The sequence below is a fragment of the Pedobacter petrophilus genome, from assembly GCF_009674725.1.
GTDB classification, from domain to species: domain Bacteria; phylum Bacteroidota; class Bacteroidia; order Sphingobacteriales; family Sphingobacteriaceae; genus Pedobacter; species Pedobacter petrophilus.
In genome coordinates this window covers 91,540-108,942 of sequence record NZ_WKKH01000003.1, presented here as the reverse complement: position 1 = coordinate 108,942, position 17,403 = coordinate 91,540, and the positions used below count along the sequence as shown (strand labels likewise).

10 protein-coding genes are annotated in these 17,403 nt (G+C 39.8%); 8 read left to right on the top strand and 2 right to left on the bottom strand.

Annotated features, from left to right (window positions below):
* Positions 1–10 precede the first annotated feature (10 nt).
* The 8 genes from GJU39_RS02785 to GJU39_RS02750 all read left to right on the top strand — a co-directional run bounded on the left by GJU39_RS02785 (position 11) and on the right by GJU39_RS02750 (position 12,748).
* Positions 11–1,042, top strand: a complete 1,032-nt coding sequence (locus GJU39_RS02785; protein ID WP_154279167.1) for a SusE domain-containing protein — start codon at positions 11–13, stop codon at positions 1,040–1,042.
* 60 nt (positions 1,043–1,102) lie between these two features.
* Entirely contained in the window at positions 1,103–3,022 is a 1,920-nt protein-coding gene (locus GJU39_RS02780) for a glycoside hydrolase family 13 protein (RefSeq protein WP_154279166.1), read from the top strand.
* Between the two features lie 81 nt (positions 3,023–3,103).
* Positions 3,104–3,790 (top strand): beta-phosphoglucomutase, encoded by a 687-nt coding sequence (pgmB, locus tag GJU39_RS02775; RefSeq protein ID WP_154279165.1) that lies wholly within the window; start codon positions 3,104–3,106, stop codon positions 3,788–3,790.
* A 69-nt stretch (positions 3,791–3,859) separates the two neighbouring features.
* A complete protein-coding gene (locus GJU39_RS02770) occupies positions 3,860–6,178 on the top strand; it encodes a glycoside hydrolase family 65 protein (protein WP_154279164.1) in 2,319 nt (772 codons plus the stop codon).
* A gap of 155 nt (positions 6,179–6,333) precedes the next feature.
* A complete protein-coding gene (locus tag GJU39_RS02765; RefSeq protein ID WP_245227656.1) occupies positions 6,334–8,013 on the top strand; it encodes an alpha-amylase family protein in 1,680 nt (559 codons plus the stop codon).
* Positions 8,014–8,130: 117 nt separating this feature from the next.
* The gene (locus GJU39_RS02760) at positions 8,131–9,498 is read left to right on the top strand and encodes an MFS transporter (protein WP_154279162.1); all 1,368 of its coding nucleotides are present in this window, start codon (positions 8,131–8,133) and stop codon (positions 9,496–9,498) included.
* Between the two features lie 226 nt (positions 9,499–9,724).
* Positions 9,725–11,284 (top strand): S10 family peptidase, encoded by a 1,560-nt coding sequence (locus GJU39_RS02755; protein WP_154279161.1) that lies wholly within the window; start codon positions 9,725–9,727, stop codon positions 11,282–11,284.
* Between the two features lie 501 nt (positions 11,285–11,785).
* Positions 11,786–12,748: an acetyl-CoA carboxylase carboxyltransferase subunit alpha gene (locus GJU39_RS02750; protein ID WP_154279160.1), complete on the top strand. Its 963-nt coding sequence runs from the start codon at positions 11,786–11,788 to the stop codon at positions 12,746–12,748.
* A 310-nt stretch (positions 12,749–13,058) separates the two neighbouring features.
* Here the strand turns inward: GJU39_RS02750 and GJU39_RS02745 are convergent, their stop codons facing one another.
* Complete coding sequence (locus tag GJU39_RS02745; RefSeq protein ID WP_154279159.1) at positions 13,059–13,613, bottom strand: REP-associated tyrosine transposase; 555 nt, start codon at positions 13,611–13,613, stop codon at positions 13,059–13,061.
* A 564-nt stretch (positions 13,614–14,177) separates the two neighbouring features.
* Positions 14,178–17,225, bottom strand: a complete 3,048-nt coding sequence (locus tag GJU39_RS02740; protein WP_154279158.1) for a DUF2723 domain-containing protein — start codon at positions 17,223–17,225, stop codon at positions 14,178–14,180.
* Positions 17,226–17,403 lie beyond the last annotated feature (178 nt).

Genomic DNA, 17,403 nt, shown 5'->3' with positions numbered 1-17,403 from the left:
CTAATAAGATATGAAATCAAAAATATTCAAACCCTTAGCATTGGGCTTAATTGCGCTATCGCTATGGTCTTGCAAAAAAGACGAAACACAAACCGTTTCCAATATTGCACCTGCAGGAACATTAGCCGCTTCGGCAACTAATTTAAATCTTGTTCAGGCTAATGCTACACAAACCGCATTCACATTAAATTTTCCAATATCTTCGCCTACAGGTTATGTTGTTCCGGTAACGTCTACTTTGCAGTTTGATTTAAAAGGAAAAAACTTCAGCTCGCCGAGAGAAGTGGTGGTTACAACCGGCACTTATGCGGCAACAGTTACCCAATTCAATAACATGATTTTGGCATTAGGCGGTGTAGTCGGTACGCCTGCACAGGTTGAGGTGCGGTTAAGATCCGGCGCAGCCGTGAACGATATCAGTTATTCTAATGTACTTACCTTAAATGCAACACCTTACCTGGCTTCTGCCTGGATTTATGCTCCTGGTGCTTATCAAGGCTGGAATCCGGCTACTGCCGATAGTTTAGTTTCTTTATCAAGCAATGGTATTTATACCGGGATGATTGCATTTGCACCAGGTAAACTGGCGTTTAAAATTACCCCCGCAAAGAAATTTGATCTTGCTTATGGCGATGCGGGCGCTGGTACCATCAGCACTTCGGGTGGAGATATCAATTCGCCAGATGCGGTGGTTAAACAAGTTACGGTTGATTTAAATAAATTAACTTATACCATCACTACGCCAAAAGAGTGGTCTGTTATTGGTGATGCAACTCCAGGCGGCTGGGTTACCGATACGGATATGAAGGTAATCAACGATGGTAAATCGATGGTTTACACCCTCGAAACCACATTGCTTAAAGGTGAATTTAAATTCCGTTTTGGTCACGACTGGACCATCGATTTAGGGGGTGGTTCAGCGCTTACTTTAGGTGGTGGCAACATTAAAGTTGAAACTCCTGGCACCTACACCATTACTTTAACCCTAACAAAAGCAGGCGATAAAGTTACAGGTGGTAGTTATACCATGGTAAAAAAATAATTATTCATATTGCCCTGCAGAACACCGGTTTTGCAGGGCTTTACCCTTTAATGTTTCAGCATGTTCAGATTCCAAAACCTTTCGCTCCTTTCTTTATTATCTAATGCTCAAACAAAATTTCTGCATTTTGCAGTTAAAAAAATAGTGCTTCCGGCTTTATTGATTTCGCTTTCAATTGGCCATTTATCCGCGCAAAAATTAGCGCGTATCGAACCCACGTTCTGGTTTACCGAAATGCACAATCCGGCATTACAACTCATCGTTCATGGCGAAAACATTGCGGCAGGTACCGTATCGTTAACTTATCCCGGTGTAAAACTGGTAAAGGTTAACAAGGTAGAAAACCCAAATTACCTGTTTTTAGATTTGACCATTGCTTCAAACGCTAAAGCTGGAAAGTTTCCCATTAACTTCACGGTAAATGGAAAAAAGATATTTAGTTACCCGTACGAATTAAGAAACCGCGATAAAAGCGCAACAAGAATTCAGGGTGTAACACAAAAAGATTTTATTTACTTATTGATGCCAGATCGTTTTTCGAACGGCGATAAAAGTAATGATGTGGTTAAAGGTTTAGCTGAAACCACATTAAACCGCGACAGTATGTATTACCGTCATGGCGGCGATATTCAGGGAGTGATCAATCACTTGGATTACCTGAAAGATTTAGGCGTTACCACCGTTTGGATGACGCCTGAAATTGAAAATGATATGGAAAAAGCTTCCTATCATGGTTATGCCGTAACCGATCATTATAAAATAGATCCCCGTTATGGAACAAATGAGCTTTTTAAGAAATATGTAGAAACCGCTCATGCGAAAGGTATGAAGGTGATTAAAGATATTGTTCACAACCACATCGGCACCGGACATTGGTTTTTTAAAGATTTACCAATGAAAAGCTGGGTGCATCAATGGCCAAAATATACCCAAACCAGTTATCGCGATCAGGCGGTAATGGATACACATGCTTCCCAGGCCGATCGGAAAAAGATGCTCGACGGATGGTTTGTGCCCTCCATGCCAGATTTGGATCAGCAAAATCCTTACGTACAGAATTACCTCACTCAAAACCACATCTGGTGGATTGAATATGCGGGCATCGATGGCTTGCGTTTAGATACCTATCCTTATAATGATCCGGCTTACATGGCCGATTGGGCGTTAAAATTAAAAGCTGAATTTCCCAATCTATCCATTTTCGGCGAAACTTTTGTAAGCGGGGTGCCTAATCAGGCTTACTTTACAGAAGGGAATACCGTAAACCGTGGCTTTAATACGCACCTGCCGGGGATTACCGATATGGCAGTGAAAGAAGGAATTTATGAAACTTTAAATGGTAAAAACGGCTGGACAGATGGTGTGAACCGCTTATATGACGTAATTGCGCACGATTTCCTTTATAAAGATCCCACTCAAAATTGTATTGCTTTAGATAATCATGACATGAGTCGTTTCTATTCTGTAGTGAATGAAGATTTTGAAAAATATAAAATGGGAATGGCTTTATTGCTTACCATGAGAGGTATTCCCCAAATGTATTACGGTACAGAAATTTTGATGAAAAACTTCTCTAATCCTGATGGTTTGGTTCGTGCCGATTTCCCTGGCGGATGGAATGGAGACAAGAAAGATAAGTTCGTTGCCAAAGGCAGAACAAATAAAGAAAATGATGCTTTTAATTTTGTGCGAACATTAGCAAATTATCGAAAAAACAGTGTTCCTTTACAAAGCGGAAAATTAATGCAGTTTGTGCCGGAAGATGATATTTATGTTTATTTCCGCTATAATGAAAGCATTAAAGGAACAGTGATGGTAGTGGTAAATAATGCAGACAAAGAAAAAACACTAAAAACTAATCGCTTTGCAGAAAGAACCCTTGGAACTACTTCTGTAAAAAACATTATGACCAACGAAAACATTTCATTCAACGAAATTAAGGTGCCAGCAAAAACAACATTGGTTTTAGAATTGAATTAAAAAGAGCGGAAAGCAAAAAGAAATTGGCGTTTTATCTTGTACTTGATACTCGCTACTTGATACTAAAAAAATATAAGAAAGATGCAAGAAAGACTCACGACTTCAGACTCAGGACTCCAGACTAAAATAAAAGCCTGTCTTTTTGATCTCGACGGCGTTTTAGTAGACACCGCAGTTTACCACTACCAAGCCTGGAAACGTTTGGCAAATACAATGGGTTTCGATTTTACTGAAACGCAAAACGAACAATTGAAAGGCGTAAGCAGGGTAGAAAGTTTAAACAAAATTCTGGCCTGGGGTAAAGTGGAGAAAACAGCTGCCGAAAAGGAAGAACTGGCGACGTTAAAGAATAGCTGGTATGTGGACATGATTACCAAAATGACACCTGCAGAAGTTTTGCCCGGAACGGTAGATTTTCTGACCGAAATCCACAAAGCAGGTTATAAACTGGCTTTGGGTTCGGCGAGTAAAAACTCAGGAATTATTTTGGAACGTACCAATCTTGCTCATTTTTTCGATGAAATTGTAGATGGAAACATGGTAACCAAATCAAAGCCAGATCCTGAAGTATTTTTAAAAGGTGCAGAACTTTTAGGTTTTCAGCCAGATGAATGTGTGGTTTTTGAAGATGCCGTTGCCGGCGTAGAAGCCGCAAAAAGAGGGGGTATGAAAGCCATTGGTATTGGCGAAAAAAACGTGCTTACCGATGCCGATTTTGTGGTAAGTGGATTGGATAAATTAACGGTTAAAGATTTAGAAAGCTTGTAAATAAGGTATATGGTTTGGGGTTTAAGGCGTAAGTCCTGATCCCTGATACTCACTACCCGAAACTATACTATGAAAAATTACATTAAAGCAGATGAGTGGAACATTATCGAAGAAGGCTTTGATCCACATTTAAATAAAATTTCAGAAAGCATTTTCAGTTTAGGCAACGGCCGCATGGGGCAACGGGCTAATTTTGAAGAAACTTATACCGGAGAAACACTGCCCGGAAACTATGTAGCCGGTGTTTATTATCCAGATAAAACCCGTGTGGGATGGTGGAAAAATGGCTATCCTGAATATTTTGCTAAAGTTTTAAACGCTGCAAACTGGGTGGGCATTGAAGTGAGGATAGCGGATGAAGTTTTAGATCTTGCTACTGCAGAAGTAAGCGAATTTAAACGTGTGTTAAATATGCATGCCGGTGTTTTGGAGCGTACTTTCACCGCAAAGCTGAAAAGTGGTAAAACGGTAAAAGTAAAAGCAACCCGTTTTTGTAGCATCGCTGATGATGAAGTGGGTGCAATTCGTTATTCCATTACACCAGTAAATTTTGATGGCAAACTAACATTGTCGCCCTTTATTGATGGGGATGTTAAAAATCAGGATAGCAATTACGATGAAAAATTCTGGACATTGGTTTCTGATGAAATCATCGGAACTGAAGCTTATATCAAACTGAGAACTAAGAAAACTGAATTTGAAGTTTGCACAGGAAGCAACATCGGGCTTTATAAAAATAGCGAAAAGCTTGATGTTAAGATAGCAGAAATTCGCAAAGAGAAATTCATCGGGCAAACACTTACGCTTGATGTGAAGGCAAATGAAGAAATTACGCTGGTTAAAATTGCAGCTAATTTATCATCAGAAAACTATTCAAAAGAAGCACTTTTAAAAGAAACTAAAGCTGTAATTGCGAAGGCAACCGCTAAAGGTTTTGATACCTTATTAAAAGAACAAAAAGAAGCCTGGGCAACCAAGTGGGAAGAAAGCGACATCGTTATTGAAGGTGACGTTTCTGCACAGCAGGCTATCCGCTTTAATATTTTTCAGCTTTTCCAAACGTATACCGGTAAAGATGATCGTTTAAATATTGGTCCGAAGGGCTTTACCGGCGAGAAATACGGCGGTTCTACTTATTGGGATACCGAAGCTTATTGTGTGCCCTTCTATTTAGCCACTGCTCCGCAGGAGGTAAGCCGAAACCTATTGATTTATCGCCACAAACAATTGGGCAAAGCCATTGAAAACGCGGCAAAATTAGGCTTTAAAGATGGTGCAGCCTTATATCCGATGGTAACCATGAATGGCGAAGAATGCCACAACGAATGGGAAATTACTTTCGAAGAAATTCACCGCAATGGTGCAATTGCTTTTGCAATCTACAACTATATCCGTTACACTGGCGATGAAGCCTATCTGGCCGAATATGGTTTAGAAGTGTTAATCGGCATTGCCCGCTTCTGGAAGCAACGCGTAAACTGGAGTAGCAATAAACAACAATATGTAATGCTTGGTGTTACAGGTCCGAATGAGTACGAGAACAACATCAACAACAACTGGTACACTAATTTACTGGCCACCTGGTGCATGAAATATGCTGCCGAAGCCGCAGGGATTGTAAAAAGTCAACAACCAGAAAAGTATACCAGTTTACTGGAAAGCGTGAATTTTAAAGATCATGAATTTGCAGATTGGGCAGATATTATCGAAAAAATGTACTATCCGGAAGATCAGGAAAAAGGAATTTTCTTGCAACAGGATGGGTATTTAGATAAAGAGCAAATTTTAGTAAAAGATTTACCAGCGAGCGATCGCCCGATTAATCAAAAATGGAGCTGGGATAGAATTTTACGGTCTTGTTTCATTAAACAGGCTGATGTTTTGCAAGGTCTATATTTCTTCGAAGAGGATTACGACTTAGAAACCATCAAAAGAAACTTCGATTTCTACGAGCCACGTACCGTACATGAAAGTTCTTTATCGCCTTGCGTACATAGTATTTTGGCAGCGAAATTAAATGATGAAGCGCGTGCTTACGAATTTTATTTGCGTACTGCCCGTTTAGATTTAGACGATTATAACAACGATACCGAAGATGGTTTACACATCACTTCGATGGCCGGAACCTGGATGAGTGTGGTTGAAGGTTTCGCCGGGATGCGGGTGCGCGATGGTAAATTACAGTTCAATCCGTTTTTACCAACGCAATGGAAATCATTTGCCTTTACCATTGGGTTCAGAGGCGCAACGCTTAAAGTGAACATCACAGAAAACGGCATCAGTATCAAAAACAATAATGATGTAGATCTAGAAATCGGAATTAGAAACCAGATTTATAAATTGGCTGGAAACACAGAATTAGAAGTAGATAATGCAGAGTTGGTATGATTGTAGAGGCAAAAAGTAAAATGAAAAATGGCACCCTCTTGATGAATCGTCATTGTGAGGAGGAACGACGAAGCAATCTCGTTTGCATAGTTCATCTATTTGCAATTATCTTTTTATTTTCATCACCACTATTCGCACAAAAAAAGACTAAAAAAATGAACGATCAACAAATCGTTATCTACCAATTATTGCCCCGGTTATTTGGAAATAAGAACACTACGAATATTCCTTACGGAACCATCGAACAGAACGGTTCAGGTAAGTTTAACGACATTACCGACAAGGCTTTAGACGGAATCAGGGAGCTTCATGCAAATTATGTTTGGTACACGGGCGCCATCGCTCATGCCAGTTTAACAGATTATTCTGCTTACGGAATTAAGGTTGATGATGCCGATGTGGTGAAGGGCAGGGCAGGTTCGCCTTATGCTATCCGCGATTATTATGACGTAAATCCGGATTTAGCTGTTGATGTAAAAAACAGGATGCAGGAGTTCGAAGCCCTGGTTAAAAGAACGCACGCTAAGAAACTCAAAGTTATTATCGATTTTGTACCCAATCATGTAGCGAGGAGTTACCATTCTTATGCCAGGCCGAAAACTGTAATTGATTTTGGTGCCCAAGATGATGTGACTAAAAATTTCAGCCAAAAGAACGACTTCTATTATGTTCCTGGTCAGCCTTTTGTAGTGCCAACCAATGGAATAAAAACGCCTCTTTCCACTTTGCAGGATGGAAAATTTGATGAAAATCCGGCAAAAGCTACCGGGAATAATGTTTTTGCTGCAGCACCGAAATATGATGATTGGTACGAAACCATCAAATTAAATTATGGTGTAGATTATCAAAATGGAGAGAAACCATACTTTGATCCGATTCCGCCCGTGTGGTTAAAGATGAGGGATATTTTAACCTTCTGGACTAAAAAAGGTGTGGATGGTTTCCGTTGTGATATGGCCGAAATGGTACCTATTGCTTTTTGGAACTGGGTTATCCCGCAGGTAAAAAAGGTAAATCCGGATTTGATTTTTCTCGGTGAGGCTTACAATCCCCAGGTATACAAGCAATATCTGGAAGATGGTAAATTTGATTATTTATACGATAAGGTTGGATTATACGACGGCTTAAAGCGGCTGATTAGAAACGAACCTAATGCCGATGTTAAGGATATCCGTCACGTATGGCAGGCAGAAAGTGCTGGTTTTGGCAATCACATGTTGCGCTTTTTAGAAAACCACGATGAGGAAAGAATTGCTTCTGCAGGCTTTGCAGGGAAGGCCGAACTGGCGCTACCTGCAATGGTGGTTTCGGCTACTTTGGGCGCAGGTCCGGTAATGCTTTACTTCGGACAAGAAGTGGGCGAGCCTGGTAAAGGTCAGGAAGGTTTTGGAGGTGATGATAACCGTACTACGATTTTTGATTACTGGGGCGTTCCATCTCACCAGCAGTGGATGAACGGCGGACTGTTCGACGGACAAAAACTAAACGCCGACCAAAAAAAACTTAGGGCCTATTATCAACAGTTGTTGAAAGTAACCACCAAAAGTGATGCAGTTTTACGCGGTGAAATTTATGATGTTCCACAAACCGGAAATATGAATAACCGCATGTATGCCTTTATTCGCTATTCGGGGAAACAGCGATTGCTGATTGTTGCAAACTTCGATAGAAATGAAACTCTGGAGGCAAACATCGAAATTCCTGATCGTGTTTTGAAAGTGAAATCATCCTCTCCGGTGACGGATTTATTGACCGATAGAAAATTAAATATTCCTGCAGGAACAAGCATTCTTGTAAAGCTGGAGCCGGTTTCGGCACAAGTGATAGCATTTTAAAATTAAAGACCGCAAAGACACAAAGATTTACGCAAGGAACGCCAAGTATGGGCATAGAGCTTTGCACCTTTGCGCTTTTCACACTGCGCGCTTTGCGGTTAAACAAAACCAAATATAATGAGCTTAAAAACAGTTTTCGAGAACCCAAAATTAACACTGGTTCAGATTATAAACATGAGTGTTGGGTTTTTCGGAATCCAGTTTGGCTGGGATTTACAACGTGCCAATATGGGCCGTATTTATGAAAATCTTGGTGCAAATGCAGATCAGGTTCCGTTGTTGTTTTTAGCTGCGCCTTTAACAGGGCTTTTGGTGCAACCGGTTATCGGTTACCTCAGTGATCGGACCTGGCACCCGAGATGGGGCAGGAGAAGACCTTATTTTATGATCGGCGCTATTATAAGTAGTCTCGCTTTAATTGTAATGCCACACAGCAGCGCCCTTTGGATGGCCGCTGGCTTGCTTTGGGTTTTAGACGTTTTCGGCAATATTGCCATGGAGCCTTTCCGTGCTTTTGTTACCGATAAATTGCCAGACAGCCAGGTAAACCGCGGCTTCATTATGCAAAGTATGATGATTGGTTTGGGTGGTAGTGTTGCTTCTTCTTTGCCATGGTTAATGAATAATGTTTTCCATTTACAAAATACAGCAGCAAAAGGCAGCATTCCGGAAAATGTTAAATTCTCGTTCTATATAGGCGCATTTTTCTTTTTTGGCGCAGTGCTGTGGACCGTTTTTACTACTAAAGAATACCCTCCGCAAGATGAAGATTTACAGAAAAAAGAAACCGGAGGGTTTAAAAATGGCGTAAACGAAATTTTCGGTGCGTTGAGAAATATGCCTAAACGGATGCAAATTGTATCGTTAGTTCAGTTTTTTACCTGGCCAGGATTATTCCTGATGTGGTTTTATTACACCACTGCCGTTGCGGTAAATGTATTCGGGGGTAAAGATGCTGCTGATCCTGTTTATGCCCAAGGTGCCGATTTTGGGAGTTTAACCTTAGCTTATTATAGTGTAATTACTTTCCTCTTTGCATTGGTATTGCCTAAAATTGCAGATGCTTTAGGTCGAAAAACCACGCATGCCATTTGCTTGATTTGTGGCGCTATTGGTTTAATCAGCGTGGCTTGGGTGCACGACAAAAATATGCTATACCTATGCATGACGGGCGTTGGGGTGGCCTGGGCGAGTATTCTTTCTATGCCTTATGCCATGCTTAGTGGCTCTTTGCCGAAAGATAAAATCGGTATTTACATGGGCATTTTTAACTTTTTTATCGTGTTGCCGGAGATTATTGCTTCATTGGGTTTCGGTTGGTTAATGCGGAACGTATTAAATAACGATCGCCTTCTGGCGGTTCAACTCGGTGGTGGTTTAATGGTTTTAGCTGCAGTTATTTGCTATTTGTTTATTAGAGAACCGAAGAAAACTGATGATGTTTTAACGGCGAAGTTAGGCGTTGAGGAAAATAGGTCGGTTTAACAAATTGTATTCGTTTTACCGCTAACAAAGAAAACATAGTTTTTCAAACGCTGGGCTTTTACAATGATCGCTATTCCCCTCCTTTTTTAAGGAGGGGTGCCCGCAGGGCGGGGGGGTTAAAAATAGCTAATCAGTAACTTCCACAACTTCTTCAGTAACATTTCTACAAACATCTTTGATTAACGCTTCTTAAGTTTGATATTTAAGCACTCAAACCAAACTTTCAATGAAATTCAAACTCCTACTCAGTGTATTTTTATGTGCCGGCTTTTTCGTTCAGGCGCAACAAGGCCCTAAGAAAAACCAATCAAAAGAAACTAAAACCACTACAGAAGTAACGGTTAAAGAGGAGCCGAAACCTACAGCTAATGAAAGAACGATTAAAGTGGAAAGCACGGTAGTCACCAGTCATGCTGTTAATATCAACGGAAAATCCGTTCCCTATAAAGCCACAACAGGCACCTTACCCGTTTGGGATGAGGATGGAAAGCCCATTGCTGGTTTGTTTTATACTTATTACGAGCGGAGCGATGTTGCTAATCGCGACAAAAGACCATTGGTGATTTCATTTAATGGCGGTCCTGGCTCAGCATCAGTTTGGATGCACATTGCTTATACCGGTCCGGTGGTTTTGAACATTGATGATGAAGGCTACCCGGTACAGCCTTATGGTTATAAAGAAAATCCATACTCAATTCTTGATGTGGCAGATATTGTTTATGTAGACCCGGTAAATACAGGTTATTCTCGTGCCACCAGCAAGGATATACCGAAAGAAAAGTTCTTCGGTGTAAAGGCTGACATTAAATATTTAGCCGAGTGGATTAATACTTTTGTAACCCGGAACAATCGCTGGGCATCTCCTAAGTTCTTAATTGGCGAGAGTTACGGTACTACCCGGGTTTCTGGTTTAGCACTGGAACTTCAGAACAACCAATGGATGTACCTGAATGGGGTGGTATTGGTTTCTCCAACAGAATTAGGAATAGAAAGAGGTGGCCCGGTTAATGCAGCTTTGCGTTTGCCTTATTTTGCCGCAACGGCCTGGTATCATAAAGTGTTGCCAACAGATTTACAATCGAAAGATTTAACCGCCATGCTGCCTGAAGTGGAAACGTTTACCATAAACGAATTAATTCCGGCGATTGCACAGGGAGGTATGTTGAGTGCAGAAAAAAAGAAATCCATTGCCGCTAAAATGGCCCGATATTCTGGCTTATCGGAGAAGGTAATTATGGATTATAACCTCAATGTGCCCACAGATTTCTTTTGGAAAGAACTGATGAGAGATAAAGGTTTCACAGTTGGCAGACTGGATTCCCGTTACCGCGGGATCGATAAAATGAGTGCCGGCGAAGGTCCGGATTATAATGCAGAATTAACTTCCTGGCTACACTCGTTTACGCCAGCGATTAATATGTACATCCGCAACGAACTCAACTATAAAACAGATTTAAAGTATAACATGTTCGGCTCCGTTTACCCATGGGATAAAACCGGCGATCAAACCGGAGATAATCTCCGCCAGGCGATGGCACAAAACCCTTTTTTACATCTGTTGGTGCAATCTGGTTATTATGATGGTGCCTGCGATTATTTCAATGCGAAATACAGCATGTGGCAATTAGATGCTGCCGGTAAATTACAAGATCGAATGACGTGGGAAGGCTACCGCAGCGGACACATGATGTATCTCCGTAAGGATGATTTGAAAACAGCAAATAACCACATTCGTGAATTCATTCAAAAAGCATTGCCTAAAGCAGGAGAATCGGCGAAGTTCTAAACAGGATTTATGTGGATAATAGGATTACAAGATCCTAAACTAATCCATATTCGTCGGTTTTAACCGGGAATATTTTAGAAGACTAATGGTTTTAGAATGTTTAGTAAACCTTGTTGTCGGTTTCAACCAGTAATATTTTAAAGGATTTATGTTGAGAATTTTTAGTAAACCCCTGCTGTCGGTTTCAACAGCAATATTTTAAAGGATTTATGTTGAGAATTTTAGTAAACCTTGTTGTCGGTTTCAACCGGCAATATTTTAGAGGATTTATGGTTTGAGAATTTTTAGTAAACCCCTGCTGTCGGTTTCAACCGACAAGATTTAGGTGATAAGGATCGATGATTTTTTTAGCAAACCCATTGCCATCGGTTTCAACCGGTGGCAATAAAAGAAATCCTTTACCATACAAGTTAATAGTAAACCCAAGTTTAGTCTCACTTTAAAGTAAATAAAACTGTTGCCTGCAAACTAAAAATAATTACTTATTTTTGTGGTTCAATTATGCAGCAAATAAAAACATCATTCGATTTTGAGAAACCTATTGCAGATTTAGTTCAGCAAATAGAAAAGGTTAAGCAAGTTGCCGATAAAACCAAGGTAGATATGTCTGCCACTTTAGACGAACTTGATAGTAAATTAAATGAAACTACCCATAACTTATACAAAAATTTAACAGGTTGGAATAAGGTTCAAATGAGCCGCCATCCAGATCGTCCGCAAACGCTTGATTATATCAGTATGATTTGTGATGATTTTATTGAGCTTCACGGCGATAGAACCGTTAAAGATGATAAGGCAATTATCGGTGGTTTTGCTACAATAAATGGCCAAACCGTAATGATTATTGGTCACCAGAAAGGTAAAAATACCAAAGAGCGCCAGTTTCGCAATTTTGGTATGGCTAATCCTGAAGGTTACCGTAAGGCTTTGCGGTTAATGCGCCTGGCAGAAAAGTTTAACAAGCCTGTTGTTTCATTTATTGATACCATGGGTGCTTATCCGGGCTTGGAAGCAGAAGAACGCGGACAAGGCGAAGCAATTGCCAGAAACTTATTTGAAATGTCTGTGCTTCGTGTACCAATTATTTGCGTGGTGGTTGGCGAAGGCGCATCTGGTGGTGCATTGGGTATCGGCATTGGTGATAAAGTTTATATGCTGGAACATACCTGGTATTCGGTGATCTCTCCAGAATCTTGCTCATCTATCTTATGGAGAAGCTGGGATTTCAAAGAGAAGGCAGCAGAATGTTTGAAATTAACTTCAGATGATATGTTTGGTAACAAACTGATCGATGGAATTATTCCTGAGCCACTTGGTGGGGCACATCAGGACCCGGAACTAATGGGAAATACTTTAAAAGATTATATCATCAAAGATTTAGCTTCATTAGGTAAGCTAAAGACTGATAAACTCATTGAGCAACGGATAGAAAAATTCTGCGCTATGGGCGTAGTGAACGAATAATCATTAACTAACTATATTTTTTTGTCCCGTTTGGCTCGCTGAACGGGATTTTTTGTTTTATGCTATGATACAATCGTAGAGATATTATGCACTCGTTAAAAACGAACGCAAACGGATAATGCTCGGCTCCCCACGAGCGAAGGCATAAGCGAGATTGTTGTCTTGCTACGATATAATCGTAGGGATATACTGCACTCGTTAAAAACGAGCGCAAACGAGGATGATGCTCACGCTCGTTTCCGAACGAGCGTGGAATATTTCGTCGTATTTTACGACTTAAACGCATTGTTACTAATGCTGAAGATCATTTTTAGTTTACATCAAGCAATTCTATTTCTATAGGCCCACCTAAATTGCTGTAGTTAGATGCGAAACTGTAATAGTAGTGTTCAGGTTCAGAAACAATCCCAGCTTTCACGGGGTTTTGATGGATATAATTCAATTTCTGATTTGTAAAATCAGGTGTAATCAGCTGTATCGCATGATACCCATCCTGCCAAACCTTATAATTTTCTATTCTTGTTATATATTTACCTGCATATTCAAATCTATTCAGCAGCCATGTTTTTCGACTTTCATTTCCAGATTTTATTTCTTCGATAATAGCTTTATTAGTGAATTTTTTAAAATCCCTTACGATCTCAAACAACTTGGTATCTTCACCACTCGCCGCGATTAAATGAATATGATTCGTCATAAGGCAATAGGCATAGAGCGTTAAGCCCTTATTAGACTGGCAGTGTTTCAGGGAATTGATAATAATATCCTTATAAGATTGCCTGGTAAAAATGTCTACCCAATCTACGATAGTCAACGTTAAATAATATATTCCCTGCGGATCATTAGCTTGATATTGATGTGACATGAATATGGCTATTAGTTTTTACAATTAAGATATACATTATTGTATTTTTATAATAACGGATACAGTCATTGGGATATTATGCACTCGTTAGGAAACGAGTGTGAAATATTAGGTCGTATTTTACGACTTAAATGCGTTGTCATTAACGAAGAAGATCAAGTACTGTGCATTCGTATGAATGGGCACAAAACATAAAGCAAGGATATTTTTGCTACGATACAATCGTATAGATATTATGCACTCGTTAAAAACGAGCGCAAGCGTCAGATAATGTTGTTGACGCTCACGCTCGTTTCCGAACGAACGTGGAATATTAGGTCGTATTTTACGACTTAAATGCGTTGTCATTAACGAAGAAGATCAAGTACTGTGCATTCGTATGAATGGGCGCAAAACATAAAGCAAGGATATTTTTATGCTACGATACAATCGTAGAGATATTTTGCACTCGTTAAAAACGAGCGCAAACATATATTAAGTTTCCGCCTGAAAATCCCATGTTTACTCCAAAAAAAAAAGCAGCTCCAAATGAATGTAGCTGCTTTAATATCGTTTTAAAACTGATTATTGTGCTGGCCCTTGCTGACCGTAATAACCTGAAAATTTAGCTTCAAGAGATGCAAAAATCTTTTCCAGTTGTATGCTCACCTTTTCTTGTCCGGCTGCTCTGCTCGCTTTAATCATTCTATCAAGGTAATACAAGCCTGTTTGAATATTCTGCGAACCGGTTAATGCGCCTTTTGATTGAGAAATATCACTTAAGAAAATAAGTTCTTTATTAATATAGTCTCCAGATTGGGTTAAAATCTCATTTGCCCTTGCCGTTTCGCCAAGCTTATAAAGATTTTCTGCTATATAGTATTTTACTACTACTGTACGAATTCCGAAGAAACGTTGCGGCATCACCTCAAAATATTTGTCGACAACTTTTTTGGCTTCCGCATTTTTACCTTCTTTAATTAAGCTACCGGTTAAGTTGCTGAAAATATTTGTGAAAATAAAGGTATCATCAGATGATTGAGGATCTAAATAAGTAGCTGTTTTCATATTTCCCCACTTAAATTTAGTCATCACATTATTGTACAACACTGGCGTATTCAACTGCTCTGCCCGCTCTTCATTCGAAGCTGTATCCGCTTTAAACGGCACCAATCGTAAAGCTAATCCTTCGCTATATAAATATTTATCTAAACCATTATATTGCTCTGAAGGTACGGTAGAGGCAAAATAAATAGGGCGTTTCCAGTTGTTATGCGCAAGGATATCCAGCATGGCTAAAGTACCTTTTGTTACATATCCCTTATTAAAAGTCCAGTCCATTTCCGGGGTAATTTTCGCTGCATCTGCAGCTGAAACAGTTCCTGTACTAATTACCTGTTGCGGATCAATGGTAATTTTGAAGTTTTTAGTTGGAAGGAAGTTAGATTTCGTGCCATCCTGCATGGCAACCTTATCATTGTCATCATTCGATAAAAGCAATTCCACAATGTTTTTAAGTTCAACACTGCCGGCAATTTTATAATCATCAAACGGCATCACATCTCTTTCACCCTGTACATATTGCTCCGGTTTCATGGTAATTGGCAATGGCGCAGATTCGTTCTGTTTTTGTCTTAAACCGTTGATGTACCAATCGGTATCGAATAAACTCAAATTCACAATCCGCACGTCAGGACGAACATTTTCCACTTCCTGGATATACCAAAGGGGGTAAGTGTCATTATCGCCATAGGTAAATAAAATTGCGTTTGGCGCACACGATTCCAGATAATCAAGCGCAATATCATGGGCAACCATTTTTGTAGAACGATCGTGATCATCCCAGCCCTGCTCGGCCATAATTACCGGTGCAACCAATAAACCTATTATGGTGGCAGCAACTGCACCAGTAGTTGGGGTGAGTTTCTTAAGTAGCCACTCCCGAATGGCGATTACGCCAAGTCCGATCCATATTGCAAAGGCATAAAACGATCCTACATAAGCATAATCACGCTCACGTGGCTCTAATGGCTTCTGATTTAAGTATAATACAATCGCAATACCCGTAAAGAAAAATAATAGAGCAACTACGCCTGCATCTTTTTGATTGCGTTGGAAATGCCAGATGGCACCCAATAAACCTATAATCAGCGGTAAGAAAAAGAAACGATTATAAGCCTTGTTGTCTACTGTTGATGGTGGCAAATGACTTTGATCACCAATTTTCCACGAATCAAAAGCTTTAATTCCACTTAACCATTCACCTTCATAACCGCTTCCCTGTCCTTGTTCATCATTCTGGCGACCAATAAAGTTCCAGCCAAAATAGCGCATGTACATATAACCAATCTGGTAACTAAATAAGAAACCCATATTGTCTACTAAATTTGGTTTTTTTGCATCGTCAAGGTGCATCCACTCCTTGTAAAACGAAGCGTGAGGGGCATCGTCGCTGTACATACGAGGCAATAAGGTATTGTTGTTATACTCGTATTCAGTTTTTGTTCCTGCCTTTTCGTACTTATCGTTTCCTTTTCTCCAGATGGTTTTTCCACCTTCTTTAATACCTACACGCTCAGAGTTATAGTTAGGTCCGTAACCCAAAGGTCTGTCGCCATACTGCTCACGGTTTAGGTAGCTTAAGAACGAGAACGCATCTTTCGGTGCACTGTTATTTAAGTTAGGGTCGGCTTTAGCCCTGATGATGATCATCGAGAATGAAGCATATCCGAAAATAATTAATACAGTAGAAATCAAACCGAGGTTTAATAATTTCTTTTGGTGTTTGATGGAGTATCTGATTCCCCAAACGAATAAACCAATTATGATAATGGCAAAAAATAAAACGCCGGTTCCGAAACCAAGGCCTAAAGTATTTACAAAGAATAAGTCGAAATAGGCCCCAAAAGAAACCAGGTACTGGATAATTCCATATTGAATTACCGCTAAAATTAAGATACCAACAGCAAGGGTTTTGAAAATACCTGCCGTAGTCGCTTTGCCGGTTCTTTTGAAATAATAGATAAAGGCAATCGCAGGAATAGTTAACAGGTTTAATAAGTGGATTCCAATTGATAAACCCATAATATAGGCAATAAACAGTAACCAACGGTCTGCTCTAGGTTCGTCTGCATGAGATTCCCATTTCAAAATTGCCCAGAATACAATCGCAGTAAATAGCGATGACTGTGCATAAACCTCAGATTCTACTGCTGAAAACCAGAAACTATCCGAAAATGTATAAGCTAATGCGCCAACTGCACCAGCCCCAATGATACTGATTAAGTCGCTTTTTGAAATTTCTTCACCAGCTTTAACCAATGTTTTCTTCGCCAATGCAGTGATCGTCCAGAATAAGAACAGGATGGTAGCACCGCTTGAAACTGCAGAGCCAACGTTCATCCAGTAAGCAATTTTGGTTACGTCACCAAAAGCGAAGATGGAGAAAAAGCGTTGGATCATTAAGAATAAAGGTGCGCCAGGTTGGTGAACAACCTGCATTCTGAATGCTGAAGCTATAAATTCGCCACAATCCCAAAAGCTTGCAGAAGGCTCGAGGGTTAAAACGTAAGTTATTGTTGCAATTAGAAAGCAGATCCAGCCGACTATATTATTGACTTTAGAATAATTCATTGGTTCTTTTAATGATATTAAAAATTGTTGTACATAAAAATGCAGCCGAAATTAACTATTCTAGTCGATAAAACTGGTAAATTTTTGGATTGATTTAACAATTCTCAACCATATTGGGCAATTATTCATGCCTGATTATGGTTTTGGAATCGACCTTAAATAGCAAACCTATAAACAG